The organism is Paenibacillus sp. J22R3, from assembly GCF_056269305.1.
The window spans coordinates 1,427,485-1,444,991 of sequence record NZ_JBWDNS010000001.1; the positions used below are offsets into that span (position 1 = coordinate 1,427,485).

16 protein-coding genes are annotated in these 17,507 nt (G+C 49.7%); 2 read left to right on the plus strand and 14 right to left on the minus strand.

Annotated features, from left to right (window positions below; translation table 11 throughout):
* Positions 1–96: 96 nt before the first annotated feature.
* On the plus strand, positions 97–1,005 hold the full coding sequence (rocF, locus tag AC0YN4_RS06555) for an arginase (RefSeq protein WP_475835427.1): 909 nt from the start codon (positions 97–99) through the stop codon (positions 1,003–1,005).
* Between the two features lie 70 nt (positions 1,006–1,075).
* On the opposite strand, the gene AC0YN4_RS06560 is transcribed toward rocF, so the two are convergent.
* The 11 genes from AC0YN4_RS06560 to AC0YN4_RS06610 form a co-directional block, all read right to left on the minus strand.
* Complete coding sequence (locus AC0YN4_RS06560) at positions 1,076–2,041, minus strand: ABC transporter ATP-binding protein (protein ID WP_475779439.1); 966 nt, start codon at positions 2,039–2,041, stop codon at positions 1,076–1,078.
* Complete coding sequence (locus AC0YN4_RS06565) at positions 2,038–3,036, minus strand: ABC transporter ATP-binding protein (protein WP_475779438.1); 999 nt, start codon at positions 3,034–3,036, stop codon at positions 2,038–2,040. The genes AC0YN4_RS06560 and AC0YN4_RS06565 overlap by 4 nt, the downstream gene beginning before the upstream one ends.
* A gap of 20 nt (positions 3,037–3,056) precedes the next feature.
* Entirely contained in the window at positions 3,057–4,004 is a 948-nt protein-coding gene (locus tag AC0YN4_RS06570; protein ID WP_475779437.1) for an ABC transporter permease, read from the minus strand.
* Positions 4,001–4,936 (minus strand): ABC transporter permease, encoded by a 936-nt coding sequence (locus tag AC0YN4_RS06575; RefSeq protein WP_090976621.1) that lies wholly within the window; start codon positions 4,934–4,936, stop codon positions 4,001–4,003. Before AC0YN4_RS06575 ends, AC0YN4_RS06570 begins: the two co-directional genes overlap by 4 nt.
* A gap of 84 nt (positions 4,937–5,020) precedes the next feature.
* Positions 5,021–6,658: a peptide ABC transporter substrate-binding protein gene (locus tag AC0YN4_RS06580; protein ID WP_475835428.1), complete on the minus strand. Its 1,638-nt coding sequence runs from the start codon at positions 6,656–6,658 to the stop codon at positions 5,021–5,023.
* Between the two features lie 269 nt (positions 6,659–6,927).
* The gene (locus AC0YN4_RS06585) at positions 6,928–8,112 is read right to left on the minus strand and encodes a peptidylprolyl isomerase (protein WP_475835429.1); all 1,185 of its coding nucleotides are present in this window, start codon (positions 8,110–8,112) and stop codon (positions 6,928–6,930) included.
* Positions 8,113–8,230: 118 nt separating this feature from the next.
* Positions 8,231–8,920 (minus strand): LrgB family protein, encoded by a 690-nt coding sequence (locus tag AC0YN4_RS06590; RefSeq protein WP_475779434.1) that lies wholly within the window; start codon positions 8,918–8,920, stop codon positions 8,231–8,233.
* On the minus strand, positions 8,910–9,266 hold the full coding sequence (locus AC0YN4_RS06595; RefSeq protein ID WP_475779433.1) for a CidA/LrgA family protein: 357 nt from the start codon (positions 9,264–9,266) through the stop codon (positions 8,910–8,912). Before AC0YN4_RS06595 ends, AC0YN4_RS06590 begins: the two co-directional genes overlap by 11 nt.
* 4 nt (positions 9,267–9,270) lie before the next feature.
* Positions 9,271–10,227: a D-2-hydroxyacid dehydrogenase gene (locus AC0YN4_RS06600; protein ID WP_475779432.1), complete on the minus strand. Its 957-nt coding sequence runs from the start codon at positions 10,225–10,227 to the stop codon at positions 9,271–9,273.
* Between the two features lie 1,202 nt (positions 10,228–11,429).
* Positions 11,430–11,762, minus strand: a complete 333-nt coding sequence (locus tag AC0YN4_RS06605; protein ID WP_475779431.1) for a DoxX family protein — start codon at positions 11,760–11,762, stop codon at positions 11,430–11,432.
* A gap of 346 nt (positions 11,763–12,108) precedes the next feature.
* Positions 12,109–12,876, minus strand: coding sequence for a glycoside hydrolase family 73 protein (locus tag AC0YN4_RS06610; protein WP_475779430.1), 768 nt, complete (start codon positions 12,874–12,876; stop codon positions 12,109–12,111).
* A 174-nt stretch (positions 12,877–13,050) separates the two neighbouring features.
* Between AC0YN4_RS06610 and AC0YN4_RS06615 the strand changes: the two genes are divergently transcribed.
* Positions 13,051–14,451, plus strand: a complete 1,401-nt coding sequence (locus AC0YN4_RS06615) for a hypothetical protein (protein ID WP_475779429.1) — start codon at positions 13,051–13,053, stop codon at positions 14,449–14,451.
* A 264-nt stretch (positions 14,452–14,715) separates the two neighbouring features.
* Here AC0YN4_RS06615 and AC0YN4_RS06620 read toward each other — a convergent pair whose 3' ends face one another.
* From AC0YN4_RS06620 to AC0YN4_RS06630, 3 genes are all read right to left on the minus strand, one after another.
* Positions 14,716–15,195 (minus strand): Fur family transcriptional regulator, encoded by a 480-nt coding sequence (locus AC0YN4_RS06620; protein ID WP_475779428.1) that lies wholly within the window; start codon positions 15,193–15,195, stop codon positions 14,716–14,718.
* Between the two features lie 142 nt (positions 15,196–15,337).
* On the minus strand, positions 15,338–16,456 hold the full coding sequence (gene rfbG, locus AC0YN4_RS06625) for a CDP-glucose 4,6-dehydratase (RefSeq protein ID WP_475779427.1): 1,119 nt from the start codon (positions 16,454–16,456) through the stop codon (positions 15,338–15,340).
* A 200-nt stretch (positions 16,457–16,656) separates the two neighbouring features.
* Complete coding sequence (locus AC0YN4_RS06630) at positions 16,657–17,499, minus strand: DnaD domain protein (RefSeq protein WP_475779426.1); 843 nt, start codon at positions 17,497–17,499, stop codon at positions 16,657–16,659.
* Positions 17,500–17,507 lie beyond the last annotated feature (8 nt).

Consider the following 17,507-nt stretch of genomic DNA (forward strand, 5'->3'; position numbering starts at 1 on the left):
GCATGTTAAAGGATTGCCTCCGGATTGTCATGTCTTCGCCACTTCGCGTCTATATATAACCATGCAGGCGCAACGCATTCCATAGGAGGGATTCCCATGAACAAAGAGCGGCAGCCCGTAACAGTCCTTCCCGTCCCATTTCATTACGGAGCCAGCAGACCCGGTGCAAGCGGCGGTCCGGAGGCCGTCCTACAAGCAGGGTTACCCGAGAAGCTTCAGTTGTTGAATCAGAGTTACTCTATATTACCTTGGGCAGAATCCGCTGAATCAGCGATCGAACGCCGGACACTGGAACGGTTACGCAACTGGGGACGCGTGCTTGCGATGAGTGAAGTTCTCGCACAATCGGTGCAAACTGCTATCGCAAACGAAACCTTCCCGCTCACTATAGGAGGAGATCATAGCATCGCGATCGGCACCATCGCCGGAATTACAGAGCATATTCAACAGTTAGGTGTTGTCTGGATTGATGCACATGCCGATATGAATACACCGGAAACGTCTCTGACGGGCAATATACACGGGATGGCCTTGGCCGCGAGTCTTGGACTTGGCGATTCGCGATTTACCGATCTGCTCGGGCGATCACCTAAATTACAAGCCAAGCGTGTCGTCCTTGTCGGTGTCCGAGAACTGGACGAAGGCGAGAAAAGAAATATATACGAAACCGGCATTACCTGCTTCACCATGCACGATATCGATCGACTCGGGATGGGGCGTGTGATGGAGAAAGCGATCGCAATCGCTTCGTATGGCTCCGAAAGTGTGCACGTCAGCTTCGACATCGACAGCGTCGATCCGGGCGAAGCTCCTGGCACGGGCACTCCCGTACGCGGCGGCCTTAATTACAGAGAGGCGCATTTGGCCATGGAGATGTTATTTGATTGCGGGATGGTAACCTCCGCCGATATCGTAGAAGTAAACCCGCTGCTGGATACGAATGGCCGTACTGCCAAACTCGCTGTCGAGCTTATCGGCTCATTGCTCGGGGAACGTATATTATAGAAGATACAAGTTACACGAATACGCCAAAAAGGACGATTCGCATGAGATGCGAACCGTCCTTCTCATTTAATTAAGCATAATGGCAGGCAGCCCATTGGTCAGGTGCAACCTCTCGGAATGCAGGCACTTCTGCAGCGCATTTCTCTGTTGCAAACGGACAGCGTGTCCGGAAATTACAGCCGCTAGGCGGGTTAACCGGACTCGGCAGCTCGCCTGTCAGGACGATACGCTCTTTGTTCTCTTCCACATCCGGATCCGGTACCGGAATCGCGGACATCAGCGCTTTGGTATACGGATGCTTCGGATTGGCGTAGAGATCTTCGCTGCTTGCAAGCTCAACCATTTTACCCAAGTACATTACGGCAACACGGTCACTGATATGTTTTACCATCGCAAGGTCATGCGCGATAAACAAGTACGTCAAGCCGTAATCGCGCTGCAAATCCTGCAGCAAATTGACTACTTGCGCTTGGATGGAAACGTCCAGCGCAGAGATCGGCTCATCGCAAACGATAAACTTCGGATTGAGCGCAAGTGCGCGAGCAATCCCGATCCGCTGACGCTGACCGCCGGAGAATTCATGCGGATAACGCTTCGCGTGATCCGAACGAAGACCTACACGGTCAAGCAAGCGCTCAACCTGCAGTTTTCTTTCCTTGGCACTGCCAGCCAAACCGTGAATATCAAGCGGTTCGGCAATCAGGTTCTCAACTTTCCAACGCGGATTCAGCGAAGCATATGGATCTTGGAATACCATTTGCATTTCGCGTCTAAGCGCCTTCAGCTTGGAACCTTTTGCTGTCATAATGTCTTGACCTTGGAACTTCACAGCTCCTGCAGTCGGTTCATATAGACGAAGGAGGGTACGTCCCGCTGTTGATTTGCCACAGCCGGATTCTCCTACCATGCCAAGCGTCTCGCCTTTGCGGATACCAAATGAAATATCATTAACCGCTTTGACCGTTTTGCCATTGCCAATATCGAAGTGCTTCATCAAATGATCGACTTCGATCAACATGTCATTGTTTGATTTCATGCACTTTCTCCCCCTTTGAGGGCCGCGTCATGCAACCAGCACTTAGCTGCTTGCGTTTCGCTGATTGTGTAAGCAGCAGGATCGTTGTCTACACAGATCCGCATCGCTTCATCACAACGCGCGCAGAACGCGCAGCCAGTCGGCGGCGATGACATATCCGGCGGTGTTCCGATAATCGGAATAAGCGGCTCATTCTTATCATGATCCAAACGAGGAAGGGAACGAAGCAGCCCTCTCGTGTATGGATGTTGTGGATTTTTGAAAATCTCTTGCTTCGTGCCGGTTTCGACAACTTTACCCGCATACATAACAACGACACGATCACACATATCGGCAACGATACCAAGGTCATGTGTAATCAGGATGATCGATGTGCCGGTTTTTTTCTGCAAATCCTTCATCAACGTCATAATTTGCGCTTGAATCGTTACGTCTAGTGCAGTTGTCGGCTCATCCGCTATTAGAAGCGTTGGATTACATGCAAGTGCGATTGCAATCATAACACGCTGACGCATACCGCCTGAGAACTGATGCGGGAACTGCTTTACACGTTCGCCCGCATTTGGAATACCAACCAAATTCAGCAATTCAACCGCACGGCTATTTGCATCCGATGCGCTCATTTTCTGATGTTTGATAAGAACTTCCGTAATTTGGCGACCTACTGTAAGCGTAGGATTAAGGGAAGTCATCGGATCTTGGAAGATCATGCCGATCTCCTTACCGCGAATGGACTCCATCTCTTTCTCGCTTTTGCTTAGAAGATCTTCGCCCATAAATTTAATGGACCCCTTCTTGTACACACCCGGAGGTGTAGGGATCAGACGAAGAATAGATTGAGCGGTAACGCTCTTGCCGCTGCCGGACTCGCCGACAATGGCAACAGACTCTCCTGGGTTAATTTCCAAATCAACCCCGCGAACAGCCTGAACCTCTCCACCGCGCACGTGAAACGAGATATGCAAATCAGAAATACTTAGAATCGGATTACTCATAAGCTCACTCCCTGCGCTGTTTATTTTTTCATTTTCGGATCGAACGCATCTTGAAGACCGTCACCGAAAATGTTGAAGGCAAGCATTGTAATACTCAACAAGGATGCAGGAATCAGCATCAGCCATGGGTACAGTGTCCAAGAGGACATCGCTTCGCCAATCAATGTACCAAGCGAAGCTGCCGGCGATTGAACGCCTAGACCCAAGAAGCTTAGGAATGCTTCTGCAAATATAGCGGACGGTACCGACAACGTTACGGTAACGATGATCGGGCCGAGTGTATTCGGAATCAAGTGACGGAACAAAATCCGGGAACCGCTGGCGCCCATCGATTGTGCAGCAAGCACGTATTCATGGTTCTTCAGCTGCAAAATTTGACCGCGAACGATCCACGACATCGTAATCCAACCGGTGATGGATAGTGCGATAATGATGGTCGTAAGACCTGAGCCCATTACGACGGACAGCAAGATAACGACAAGCAGATGCGGAATGGCATAAAGCACTTCAGCAAGCTTGTTCATTGCATCGCCGACACGTTTGCCTGCAAAGCCCATAATACCGCCATAAGCAACACCAATTACAAGGTCGATAAAAGCAGCCGTAAAACCAACAAGAAGGGAGATACGAACGCCCATCCATGTTCTCGTAAAGAGATCACGGCCTAGGTTATCTGTTCCAAACCAGTGCTTGCCCGATGGCGAAGCATAGGTATTCTTCAAATCGTTCGTAGATGAATCATAAGGCGAAAACATCGGACAAACAACTGCCAAAATTATCATGACGATCAGGACATACATCCCTGTAATCGCCCATTTGTTCTTCTGAAGACGTGCCCAGTTCTCTTGGAACGTGGAACGGCTTGGAGCTGTAATCACTTCAGCTTCTGTATGTCTTTGCTTCAATTTTTCAAATGGCGCTTTAGCAATCTGTTCTTCCAGGTGCAGTTCTTTCAGACGCGTACTCATTTTTTAACGACACCTCCGCTGACTTTGATACGCGGATCGACAAGAATGTAAGCCACATCTGTCAAGAAGCGTGCTGCCATAAGAATTACGGCGTAGAAAATCGTAATACCCATAATGAGCGTGTAGTCGCGGTTAGTGATACTGTCCACGAAGTGAGCACCCAAACCCGGCAGACCATAAATTTGTTCAACTACGACGGAACCTGTAATGATGTTCGCTGTCATTGGACCCAGATAGGTAACAACCGGCAAAATACCGTTACGAAGTCCGTGCTGCCACAGAATAGCTGACGGCGTCAACCCTTTTGCCTTAGCAGTACGAATATAGTCCGAGGTCAGTACCTCGAGCATTGTTGAACGCGTTAATCTCGCGATGAATGCAATAGGGAGTGTCGACAAGGTGATTACAGGAAGCACGTAATCGAGCGGGCTTTCCAACCCTGCAACATTAAATATCGGCACCTTAACGGCAAGATAATATTGGATCATGGCACCGATAACGAAGTTTGGAACCGAAATACCGATAACGGCAATAAACATCGCCAGGTTATCAATCAATTTCTTATGTCTTAGCGCTGCCATCATACCGAGGTAAATCCCGACAATTACCGAAACAACTACTGCAATCAAACCAATTTTAAGCGAAGTACCGAAGGAATCCGTAATAATACTCGATACAGTACGGTTCTGACTTCTCATGGATTCACCAAGATTAAGTTGGAACAGGTTTTTCATGTAAATCGCGTATTGCGTGCCAATCGGTTTATCCAAGCCGTAATGCGCCATAATTTGCGCTTTAATCTCCGGCGGAATTGCTTTTTCTTGTGTGAAAGGGTCCCCTGGGACAGCCTTCATCAAGAAAAAGGTTGCGGTGGCTAGAATTAGCAACGAAATCACAATATTAACGAACTTACCACCTAAATACCGAGCCATCCCAAGCCCCCCCAATCAAAGAGAAGGGATATATATGGGGAACCCACATATATCCCTATACCCCTTAGTATTTTCTTGCTGTTATTATTTTTCGATCGAGATACGAGTGTAGTCAACGTTGCCGCTGTAGTCAACAACCGCATTTTTCACATACGATTTAACCAATTGAGCGGACGAGTAGTAGTAAAGCGGCATAAGTGCTTGATTGTCGCCAATCAGCAATTTCTCTGCTTTAGCCATAGCGTCTACACGTTTTTGTTGATCGTTAGTGCTGTAAGCTTCTTTAACCAGTGCATCGTACTCTGGGCTTGCGAAGCCGATATCGTTGTTACCGCCTTTGGATGTGAACATGTCGATGAAAGTCATCGGGTCATTGTAGTCAGCACCCCAACCAGCGCGTGCAACATCATAGTTCAAGCTTTGACGGTTTTTCAAGAATACTTTCCACTCTTGAAGATCCAGTTTAACTGTGATGCCAAGGTTCGTTTTCCACATGTCAGCGATTGCTTCAGCAACGTTCTTGTGAAGACCTTCGTTGAAGGAAAGCGAGAATTCAGGCATCGAAGTCATGCCTTCTTCAGCCAAACCTTCTGCAAGCAATTTCTTAGCTTCTGTTACATCTTCTTTGAAGTAGTCGTCTTTCACTTCGGAACGGTATTCGCCGTTCACGCCATGGATACCAGTGGAAACGAAACCGTAAGCAGGTACTTGTCCGGCTTTAGTTACGTTGTCAACGATTGCTTGACGGTCTACAGCCATTGCAAGAGCTTTACGAACTTTTGCGTTGTTGAAAGGTTTCTTTTGGTTGTTGAAGTTGTAGTAGTATGTGCTTGCAATACCTTTTACAGACAATTCTTTGTTGTTTTCTTTACGGAACTTGTCAAGCTGTTCCGGCGGGATGCTGCCTGTTGGAGCGCCTGCCCAGTCAAGTTGACCTGTTTTGTACATGTTTAACTCTGTGTTAGCGTCTTTAACCATCGAGAATTTAACGCTGGACAATTTGATTTCGTCTTTAGCCCAGTAGTTCTCGTTAGGTACAAGCTCAATGGAATCGCCGTGTTTCCACGATGCCAGTTTGAAAGGACCGTTGCTGATGTAGTCTTTGGATTCAGCAGCCCAGTTAGCATTCTCTTTCGCCGATTTGTGAACCGGGAAGGAAGTGAAGAACGCTGTGATATTCAAGAAGTATGGAGTTGGGTTTTCCAACTGTACTTCAAGCGTTTTATCATCGAGTGCTTTAACGCCGACTTGTGCAGGATCAGCGATGTGATCCGGGTTGTCTTGCTCGATGTTATAGTTTTGTGCATTTTTGATGTAATAGAGCTGGTAAGCATATGGAGCCGGTGGGTTTAGCTTAGGATCCAAAGTACGTTTCCAGGAGTATTCGAAATCGCCTGCAGTAACAGGGTCACCATTGGACCATTTCGCATCATCGCGAAGGTGGAACGTGAATTTCTTGCCGTCTTCCGAAATATCCCATTTCTCAGCTACGCCTGGAACGATATTACCTTTGTCGTCCATACGTGTCAGACCCTCAAAGAGTCCGCTCAGCACAGTGAAGGATACTTGATCCTGTGCTTGTGCAACATCGAGACTAGGCGGCTCGGATGTAAGGTTCATCCGGAACGTTTGATCGCTACCCGATCCGCTTTTTCCGCAGGCAGACAATACGCCTGTTAGAACGAGCATGAGTGAAACTAGAACTAGCATTTTCTTTTTCATTCTTAGAACCCGCCTCCATGTTGATAAGTGTAATTTTTTAAACCCAGAGCCAATAATACAACGATTTTAAACATTTGTAAAACACATTTTGAACAGTTGTAAAGATTTACTATCTTTTCGTGTCATATAAGTTAACAAGAACGTGACTGGTAGCGTATTCAGCCCTTGTGCTCACTAGCTTTTACGAACTTATTGTGCCACAAAATAAGACGACCACCACAGGCCAAATTTTACCTGTGATGGTCGTCTTATTTATTTGGGTTTCGGGATTACTTTGCGTTTGTCGAACCGTTTGTCGCAGCATTGCCCGTAGTTGGTGCTTGCGCCGCATCCTCTGCAGCTGCATCTTTGATTGTGTTCGTGATTTTCGATTTGCTCTTCAGGTCTTCGAGCCAAGTCGGCGACAGCTCTTGTACCTTCTGCGCTATCAATTGCTCTTTAATATCGGCTTTCTTCTCATCAAGCGTTGCCGCCTTAGCAGCTTTATGATCGGTTGCTTTGATGATATGGAAGCCGTACTGCGTTTGAATCGGTGCGCTGATTTCGTCTTTCTTCAGCTTGAATGCAGCTTCTTCAAATGCCGGATCCATAGCGCCTTTGCCGAAGAAACCAAGGTCGCCGCCTTGTTCTTTGCTGCCTGGATCAGTGGACTTCTCTTTCGCCAACGTTGCAAAATCTGCGCCTTCTTTAAGCTGTTTCTCGATTGCATCCGCTTCTTCTTTGGTGGCTACAAGAATATGCGAAGCCTTCACTTGTTCCGCCTGATCGAATTGTGCTTTGTTTTGCTCAAAATACGTTTTAATATCTTCGTCCGTTACTTTCGCCTGTGGCTCCAGAATTTTGCGGATACGAAGCTGCATTGGTGTTTGTTTCTTCAAATCGTCAAGCGTCATACCTGCCTGCTGAAGCGCTGTCTCGAATTCCGCTTCGGATGGGAAACGCTTCTTGATGCTGTCGATTTCTTTCGTCACTTCAGCATCGCCTACAACGATGCCCGCTTTATCTGCTTCTTGCTTAATAAGCTCGTCCTGAATCATGTTGTCAAGCGTTTGCTCGCCGCCAACCTTCGCCATCTCGTCATACAATTGATCCTTCGTTATGGCCACGCCGTTAACGGAGCCCACTGTATCGCTGCTGCCGCCGCCGAATGGCATTTTTACAATGGTGAAGATCAAAATGACAGCTAGTCCGATCGAAATGTACATCCATGCCTTACCGTTATTCGTTGCTGCAGGAGCTGCTGCTACCTCTGGTACAGGCTGTACAACTGCAGGTTGTTGTTTATCCTCTTCGGTCTCTTCGACAGCCTGTTCCTTGTCCCTATCTGTCGATTCGTTTCGTTCAACAGCTGTAACCTCAGCCGTTTCATTCGAGGACATATCCTCTTTCGTTTCTTGCTCTACTGCCTCAAGCTCATTGTCATTCAAATTTTTCTCTTTATCTTTCTCGTTCAACTTGAAAACTCCCTTCCGGCATTTGCAATCAGTTTTAACATTACTGTGACACTATATCATGTATAACCCGCGTAAACCTTAAGATAAGATGAAATATGACGAAATAATCGAAAATTCGTCAAAACAGCCAAGCATGCACAGGCAGCAAAAGTACAGGCGTAAACATGGCGCAAGCAGCCATGGAGAAGCCGCTGAGACCTCCCTGCTCTTCAGACTCGGAAAGCAGCTTCGCCGACCCAATTCCATGTGCGGCAGCACCTATTGCTATCGACGAGGCAATGTTGTCTCGCACACCGCATAATCGCAGCAGCGGAGGACCTGCAATACTGCCGACAAGTCCGGTCAATACGGTAAGAGCGGCAGTTAGTTCCGGCGCTCCGCCCAGCCAGCCGGATAAATCAACGGCTACGGCGGCGGTTACCGACTTGGGCAGCGCCGAGCGAAGAAAGTCTTCCGTTCCGCCAAACAGCACTACACACAGAGCATTCACCAGAAGGCCTACAAAACTTCCAACAAGAGCACCAAGCAATAAAGACGGAAGCATGCGGCGAAGCCTCATGGCATGCTTATACAACGGAACCGCCATCGCAACCGTTGCTGGGCCGAGAAAAAAGGTCACGATATCTCCGCCCGCCCTATAGTCAGGATAGGAGATATCCCCAAGCAGCAGCACCAAATAAACAAGGATCGGTGCGCTCAGCAGCGGATGCAGCCAACCCCATCGACGCCTTATGAGTACGGCGGCAGCGTATGCGGCCAGCGTCAGTCCGATGCCAAACATTGGATCAGCGAACAGTTCACTCCTCATTCCCTGCACGCTCCTTCCGCTTAACCAGCATCTTGGTTGATAGTCCTGTTATGATTACGATCGTTAATGTCCCTGCGGTAAGACTAACAATCGCCGCTAACCAGGATGATCCGATTTGCGGACCGAATGCTGCTGCACCGGCCAGAAGCGGGATAAAGAACAGCATCATATGCCGATTCAGAAATCCCGCACTTTGTTCCACCCACTCCAGTTTCACGATGCCCATAAATAAAGCTGCTGACAGAAGCAGCAGCCCTAATACATGTGAGGGAAGCGGAACCGACGCAAACTGATGCAACAGCCAGCCCAACCCGTCAAAGCCCATAATAATGCAAAAACCGCGCATCGCCTTAGTTCACCTGATTGCGAATATCGCCTTGCATAAACAAGCGCAAATTATCTGCTGCAATCCCCATCAGTCTTCTTCGTGCTTCGACTGTTGCCCAGCCGATATGCGGGGTAATCGTACAATTAGCGGCATGCAGCAGCGGATGGTCGACTGCAGGCGGCTCCACACTCAGTACATCAAGTCCCGCTCCTGCAATCCGACCGCTGTTAAGTGCTTCCGCCAAATCCTGTTCCACGATATGACCGCCCCGTGCAGTGTTAATAAGGATCGCCGAGCGTTTCATGAGTCCTAATGTACGCTGGTTCACGAGTCCGGTAGTGTCCTGCGTCAAAGGACAGTGCAGCGAGATAACATCTGCTGTGCGGAACAATTCACTGTTATTGACAAAGGTAACCGATTCAAGACCTGGAACCTCGCGAGGGGTGCGCGTCTGTACGACAACATTCATACCGAAAGCTAACGCTGCTCTGGCAACCTGCTGACCGATTTGGCCATAGCCGACGATCCCCATCGTTTTGCCCGATAGCTCCATCAGAGGATGCAGTGAAAATGTAAAATCAGGTCCTGCAGACCAACGTCCGCTATGTACGGCACTGCTGTGGGCACTTACATGATAAGTCAGCTCCAGCATAAGCGCGAAGACCAATTGAACAACGGAATGCGTGCTGTAATCCGGCACATTCGTCACCACAATGCCATGCTCTGCAGCGGCTTTCGTATCCACGATGTTATAACCGGTAGCTAATACGCCGATGTATTGAAGCTCCGGCAACTTAGCGATTGTTTCCGCAGAAATCGGCGTTTTGTTCGTGATCACGATATCGGCACTTAACGCTCGATTCACAATATCCTCGCGCGCTGTCCGCTCATACACAATCAGTTCTCCAAGCTTGCTGAATTCAGCCCAATCCAGATCTCCCGGATTCAACGTAAATCCATCCAAGACTACAATCCTCATCGCTTATATCTCCCCTTCGTTCTGCAATAATCCGAGTATTTCTTACGGCATGCCATTACGTTGATCATACCGCATAAATGCCTGGATGCGAACAAATTTCAGCTGATTTCAGCGACTTTTCAGACTCCTTTATTACTTCAACGCATATACGGAGTGTAGCTTTATTGCTGTAACGCGTTTTCTCAAAAAAGTTTCTTCATTATATATAGCGTTTTTTGCATGTTTCGAAACGGAAAACGTTAACCCAATCCGGTACAGTGAGAAGCTAACGGTTCATTGGCTCCTAAGTGAGTGACGGAATTATTCCGTTTTAAAATTTTTCGCGCAACTCCAATCCAGACCTTGGCGTTGAACAAAAAAATGAGGCTGTACTATTGTGAATAGTACAGCCTCAGGTTGCAGAGAAACTTAGTTTTATCAAAACGGCGGGGCACACTACCCCCTCCCCCCGCGATGGATGTTGAGAGTTCGATTTGGCGACTCTCAGCGAGCAAACTAACCCCAATCCCTGCGCATCGGATGCTGAGAGTGCTGAATCTGAACTCTCAGAGCTAAAACCTCGCCAATATGATGCTGAGAGTTCGATTTGGCGACTCTCAGCTGCGGTCTCCTAACTCTAACGAACCGTGGAGGCCTTATAAGGCCGAATTTCACGCCTCCGAAAATCTAACGAACCGTAGGGGCGCTATTAGGGTGAAACGACTCCAAAATGCGCAAGGCCAAATAAGACCCGTACCGGTCGTTAGAACTTTCCGCACTCCTGAAATGCTCAGGCAGCAGCCCCTTCGGGACTTTCTCAGGCTGCCGAGACTTTCCCGAACATCCAAAAATAGGCCGCCGATTCAAAGATCGGCAGCCTTTGAATAGTACAGCCTCAGGTTGCAGAGAAAACGGCCTCACTCAACAGTCTATTTTGTAACGGTTGTGACAGCGCTTATTTGGCATAAAAAACCTCATTATTTTTTCTAACGGTTGCCACCAAGCTTATTTGGACACATTTCAATCCAGAATCCACCATTGGCAGTATATAAGCTCTGTCACAACCGTTAGCGTTTTAAAAGTCGACTTTTTCATGAAATAAGCACGCTGGCAACCGTTACAAATTTAACTATCGTGTCTGGCTCGGGCAGCGGAAGAACCTCAGGCTGTACTAATGAATAATACAGCCTGTTATATCTAATCAAACCCTTTAAATACAAGGATTAAATATTGATAAGTAGTACAACGATTCCCAAAATGAACAAAATGATAGGCATCATCATTTTGTTTGCCGCATCCTTCACTTTAATATGCGTAACGATAGCACCCAGCATGGTTACAACAATTAACCAACCGCCCCACACAGCTAATTTTTCACTCCAAATCCCTGCAATAAGCAATGCTGCGGTAATGATCTCAACGAAACCTGTAAATACCCTAAATCCTGCCGAATACCCGTAACGCTTGAATTCTTCAACCATTTGAGATCCGAACTTCATAAATCCAAACATCAGAAAGCCAATACCCAGTACAATTTGAAGAATGATTGAAAACACTTAACTCTCTCCCTTTACCCTAATGTATTTTATCCTATTATTATTTATCTTATATTTAGGATATTTATTATCCTATCATTAGGATTTATTTACGTCAAGGATAATTTCGTTTAACGAGCAAGTGAGACAACAAAAAAACCACGATGAATGTCCATCGCGGTGTATCTGATAGGGCTATAGATCAGGTAAAAAAAATCCGGGGCCCCATTGCTGGGGCCCCTTTCATGGGAGAGGAGAAACCGGACGAAGAGCTTATGGGGAAACGTAAGTCTTCTCCGCGGTTGTCTACGGCATCTCGCGACGCCGATATCTTAAGAATGCCCAGTTCAGGCGAATATATACATCGTTAAATCAATTTCTTCCTGTGCAGCACGGAAAGTAAACGGTAAAAATCATAGCTGCCGCCTTTTGGCGTATCGATCAGTTTCGATTTCACTGCTGCATCGACAGCGTCTTTCGCCCAATCAGGCACGGTATCCATTTCATTGCTGGCATCGATTTTAAGTGCCCATAATTGCAGCTCTTTTAATGCATTCGTCTGGTCTAGCAGCGCGATTTTGAGTTGATCATGGTCTGCCTTTAGCTTCAAGGCCATTCTCTGCAGCTCATCGAATGCCTTCTTCTCCTCTGCAGTCATCGGTTCATCCCCTTTGCTCTTGTAGTCATATTGCGTCAAGCTGCTCCCATTGATAATAGCAGTCAATTTACTCGCATAATCGGGATCTGTCGCATAGCCGCATGCAAGCAGCATCTGGACTTGTTCAAACGGCGTCTTAGCCATCCGCACTCGCTCATATCGGCTGCGTGCAAATAACAAATCCTGGTCCTTATAGAAATCGTAAATGCTATCATAAGCGCGGAATGTCGCCGTCAACGTAACTCGTTTACCGTCAATGACTTCCCATGTTCGTTTGTCCACGATCGCGCCTTTCCAATAACCATTGGGCACGCCTGATCCCACTTTATAACCTGCAAGGTTATTCCAGTAAGGAATATTGCCCCCTGTTTCCAACCAACTTTGGGCTAACCGGACGGATGGAAATATAGGCGATCCTTCTGCATAAAGCCGCTTCGCAACTGGGAGCAGCAGGTCAAAAAAGGATTGTTTGTCCATCTAGACACGACACCTCCCTACCATTTCGATCTTGCAACCTATTAACATATATATGAGATTCGCATCAGCTTGGTCACCGGCAATCGTCCCAGGCCCGTACAGCAGCCAGGATGAACGCCTAATTAGCCGCCTGCATACGATATAGGCAGCAGCCTCTGGAAAGGGTGATGGTTGGTGGAATTGCATTTAGCTCCAATACACTGGGTGTATCTTGCCTTTATCGTTTTTATTTTGGGTGTGCTGATCAAAAGACGAGATACGACGCTCGTTTGCGTGGTCGGCATCTTTGCGCTTGGCCTTATCGCAACTGAAAGCTTGAGCGATTCGGTGAGTGGTATTTTTAACAGCTTTATCTATGCAACGAAGGAGCTGCTCGGCACGATTTTCATCATCTCGATCATCGTTGCGATGAGTCGCATCTTGATTATTACCGGCATCAACGAAGTGATGGTAGAGCCGCTTACGCGTTTCTTACGCACACCTGCTCTCGCTTTCTGGGGAATCGGATTGATTATGATGGTGACCTCGTGGTTTTTCTGGCCTTCCCCCGGCGTAGCGTTAATCGGAGCTGTATTGCTGCCTGTTGCCGTCCGTGTTGGACTTCCGGCGCTTGGTGCTGCGATGGCGATGAACCTGTTCGGTCATGGCATTGCATTATCCGGTGATTATATCATCCAAGGTGCGCCGAAGCTGACCGCCGACGCAGCCGGGTTATCCGTTACCAGTGTCATGCAAGCCAGTGTGCCGCTAGTCATTGTGATGGGAGTAGTGACCACGCTTACAGCTTTCTGGATGATGCGCAGAGATATGCGTACAGGCAAGTGGAGAGACGGACTGATTGCGGCAAATACGAATCCCGTGAATTCGTTAACCGAAGATCGGGTCAACATGCCAATGACATGGAAGAAGACGCTTGCCATTCTCATTCCCCTCTTGTTTATTGTCGATGTCGTGGCGATGTTCGTGCTCAATCTCCAAGGTGGAGATGCGACGGCTTTAATCGGAGGCACAGCCGTGTTTATTCTGATCCTCGTCACGATGCTGGCCCATCGCAACAAAGGATTGGAACAGACGACCGCGTACCTTATCGAGGGCTTTCAGTTTGGATTCAAAGTATTTGGACCCGTTATTCCGATCGCGGCCTTCTTCTACTTGGGAGATTCGGCGTTTACCGAATTGTTCGGCGGCGGGCTGCCGGAAGGATCGCATGGCATAGTGAATGACCTGGGGGTGGCACTCGCCAATCACGTACCGCTTAATCAAGCAATCGGGTCCGTTACGCTGGCTGTCACCGGCGCCATTACCGGCCTTGACGGCTCCGGCTTCTCGGGGATATCGCTTGCCGGCTCGATTGCGCAGCTCTTCGCATCGGCAATCGGCTCCGGTGCGGCAACGCTCACTGCACTCGGGCAGGTTGCTGCCATATGGGTCGGCGGAGGCACTTTGATTCCGTGGGCACTCATTCCCGCTGCTGCAATTTGCGGCGTTGATCCGTTCGAGCTCGCTCGCCGCAACTTGAAGCCGGTCTTATTCGGGCTGGCCGTGACGACAATCGTCGCCATGTTCATCGTGTAAGTAAATAAGTCATAACCGGCTGATGATCAACCGGTTATGCCTTTTTATTATGCTTTGACAAATGCTGGCCATCCCACTTAAATGTGCGAATTACCACTTGGCTACGGCGACGGAATGACGCCGCTCTTCGTTCATTGGAGCAATTAATCTCCTATCCGATCGATCAGGTTATTTGCTACCATGGCGGTTTGTTCCGCGGAGATGTCCAAGCCCAGCTCAGATCCTTGATTGCCTAATAAAAAACGGGAGCCGGATACATGAACATCATGTACCCGATTCCCGCTGACAGACTTCACAGACGCCATAAACTTCAAATCGGTGATTCATAATCTTGAATGAACCCGGCAAATCGAGCGACTGGTCCATCGGACAATACTCGAATGTAAGTGTCTTCTCGCAATTGATGCAAATCAAGTGATGATGATGATGAGACAGGCAGCTCACGCGGAACTTCAAGCCCCCATCCATAAAATAAAACTGCTCCAGCGCTCCCATCTCACTCAGCAGACGCAAATTACGATAAACCGTATCGAAGCTCACGCTCGGATACGCGCGCGACATATGGTCATATACGTCCTTCGGAGACAAATACCCCTCTGTCTTCGCGAAAATCTCTGCCAGCTCTCGGCGCTGCTCGGTAATGCGCCAGCCGCTTTGCGACATGATCTCAATCATTTGCTTGACCGTATCTTGCGATTTATGAGCATCCGAATGGTTATGAGTATGGGAATGAAGTTCTGACATCGATAAACGTCCTTCCAATATTCCGAAGGTTCACGCTGTTACAGCTGCAATTTCGGAAGTGATATTCTTAGTTTAGCATATTTCGAAAGTATGACATAGCATGAAAGAGAGCAGCCAAGCGGCTGCTCTCTTCACGACCTATTCATAAACGCGTTTCATATTGCACAATCTGCGAAACGCTGACATCGCGCATCGGTGCGCCTTGCAACCAAGCCGCGTACCAGTCTGCCGTAAGCTGAGCCGTGAGCTGCGCATCCCATCGGGGCCGCCAGCCAAGGCGAGAAGCAGCTTTCGTCGTGTCGAGCAGCATCGGCGGCGCTGCCGCATCCGCCTGCTGCCGCTGCCTCGAGGCGCCTGCGGTCCCGCCAGCAGGCACCGACGCTGCCGGCTGGCCGCCGAGGCGAGCGCGCAGCGCCTCGGCCAGCCAGGCCGAGGTCCGCGCTTCGCATGTGCGCGGACCCAAGTTCCACGCCTCGGCGAAGTCACCGCCGCCGCCGCCGGGCGGGAACAGCCGCTGCGCGAGCGCGAGGCAGCCCGCGAGCGCTTCAAGCACGTGCAGCCATGGCCGGAAGCCGCTCGGCCATGGCTGCTGGTCCTGGAGCGCTGCGCGCTCGCCGGCCGCGGCGCGCACGCAGTCCGGCACGAGGCGGCCGCTCGCGAAGTCGCCGCCGCCGATGAGATGGCCCGCGCGGACAGTCGCGACCGCGGGCCCGTCAGTGCTTCCGGCGAAGTACGCGCGCCGGAAGGCGGACACGACAAGCTCCGCGCATGCTTTGCTCGCGGAGCCGGGCTCCGCTCCGCCGAGGCCGTCGGCTTCGCGGTAGCCGAGCACCCAATCGCGCGGCGCGTAACAATCCGCCGCGGTCATAGCCACTACAGCGCGGATCGGGTGATCCTCGTGTACGATACGCACCGCATCCAGCAGCGCAGCTGTCCCAGCGACATTGACATCAAAGATTTCAACCGTGCTGTGCTTCCCTTGATGTTCGGATTGCCCTGCCAAATGAAAAACCACCTCCGGCTTCGCATCCCTCAATGCGGCCGTAAGCTTCTCGGTATCCCGTATATCGCCTCTCGTCCACGGTATGATGTGCTCAAGTCCACACAGACGGTACATCGACGGCGTAGTCGGCAATTCATCGCTGTAGCCTGTTACAACCGCCCCTAAGCGGTGCAGCCATAAGCTAAGCCATGTTCCCACAAAACCCGTATGCCCCGTCACAAACACCTGTCTACCTTGCCAAAACGAATAATCCGGCATCGCTGTCCTGTCATCCTCTCCACTTTCCTAGGGTGAAGCCTACTCACACAGCTATGACAACAGCTTATGCAACTTCGCCCTATTTCGTTTGCGGACAAGCGGCTACCCCGCATCTCACATCTAACCCCGCTACACGCTACTACGTCGTATCACCTTCTACTTCCATCCACTCTCCATAAACACGCAAAAAAAACCGCAGGTCATGAAGACCCGCGGCCACCGCGAAATTTCTGTGTATGTGCTTTTGCCTCATCGGTGTTGGTCACCCGGTTGCGGCTCCATTCAATGAGAATGCGGTCGATATAGCGAAAATGCAGCTTACCGGCAAAGACGGATTCCTTAAGTGCGAATCGGATCAACTCGTCCGGATAACGATCTTGATCCACCCAGGCGCTGATCGTCTCGCATTCCATCGGAGACAACGGTCGGCCGAATTCTTGCTCGAATACAGAAAATAAATCCGATTGCTTCGGCCACTCGCCTGCGATACCGGCACCGGCACTGGCATGTACTCCGCCAGCACCTGCTCCTACACCGCCGGAACCCGCTCCACCAGCTATATATCCACCTGATGCTCCTAAACCCGCTCCTGCGCCGGAAACCACTCCAATTCCGGAACCAACCCCGACGCTCGCAGCACGCTGCAGCTCCCGATCATTCTCAAACGACAATCGCGCCTCTTCGGCCAACCATTCCGCGCTGCGGATAATGAAGCCGTTCCAGTTGTAGCGTTCAAATTGCATGCCGCTCACCGGGTCGATTTCCTCATCGATGGCGAGCAGCTCTTCCTTCATCAAGCGGCTGAGCAGCTGATGCGCTGCATTAGGCAGAATGCCAAGCCGCTCGGCCAGCTGCTCTGGCGTAGGGAAATCTACGCCTTCGACCTGACGGTACGTCATAAGCTGCAGCATAAGCAGCATCTCCGTATCCGTTAGCCCAATGCCGCGATAAGCACGGAGCAGACCGGCCGGCACCACGACGCCGCCGCCGTTCATGGCGGCAGCCATTCCGCGTGCGTAGGCCTTCCACATTTCGGTTTTCACCGTTCGTC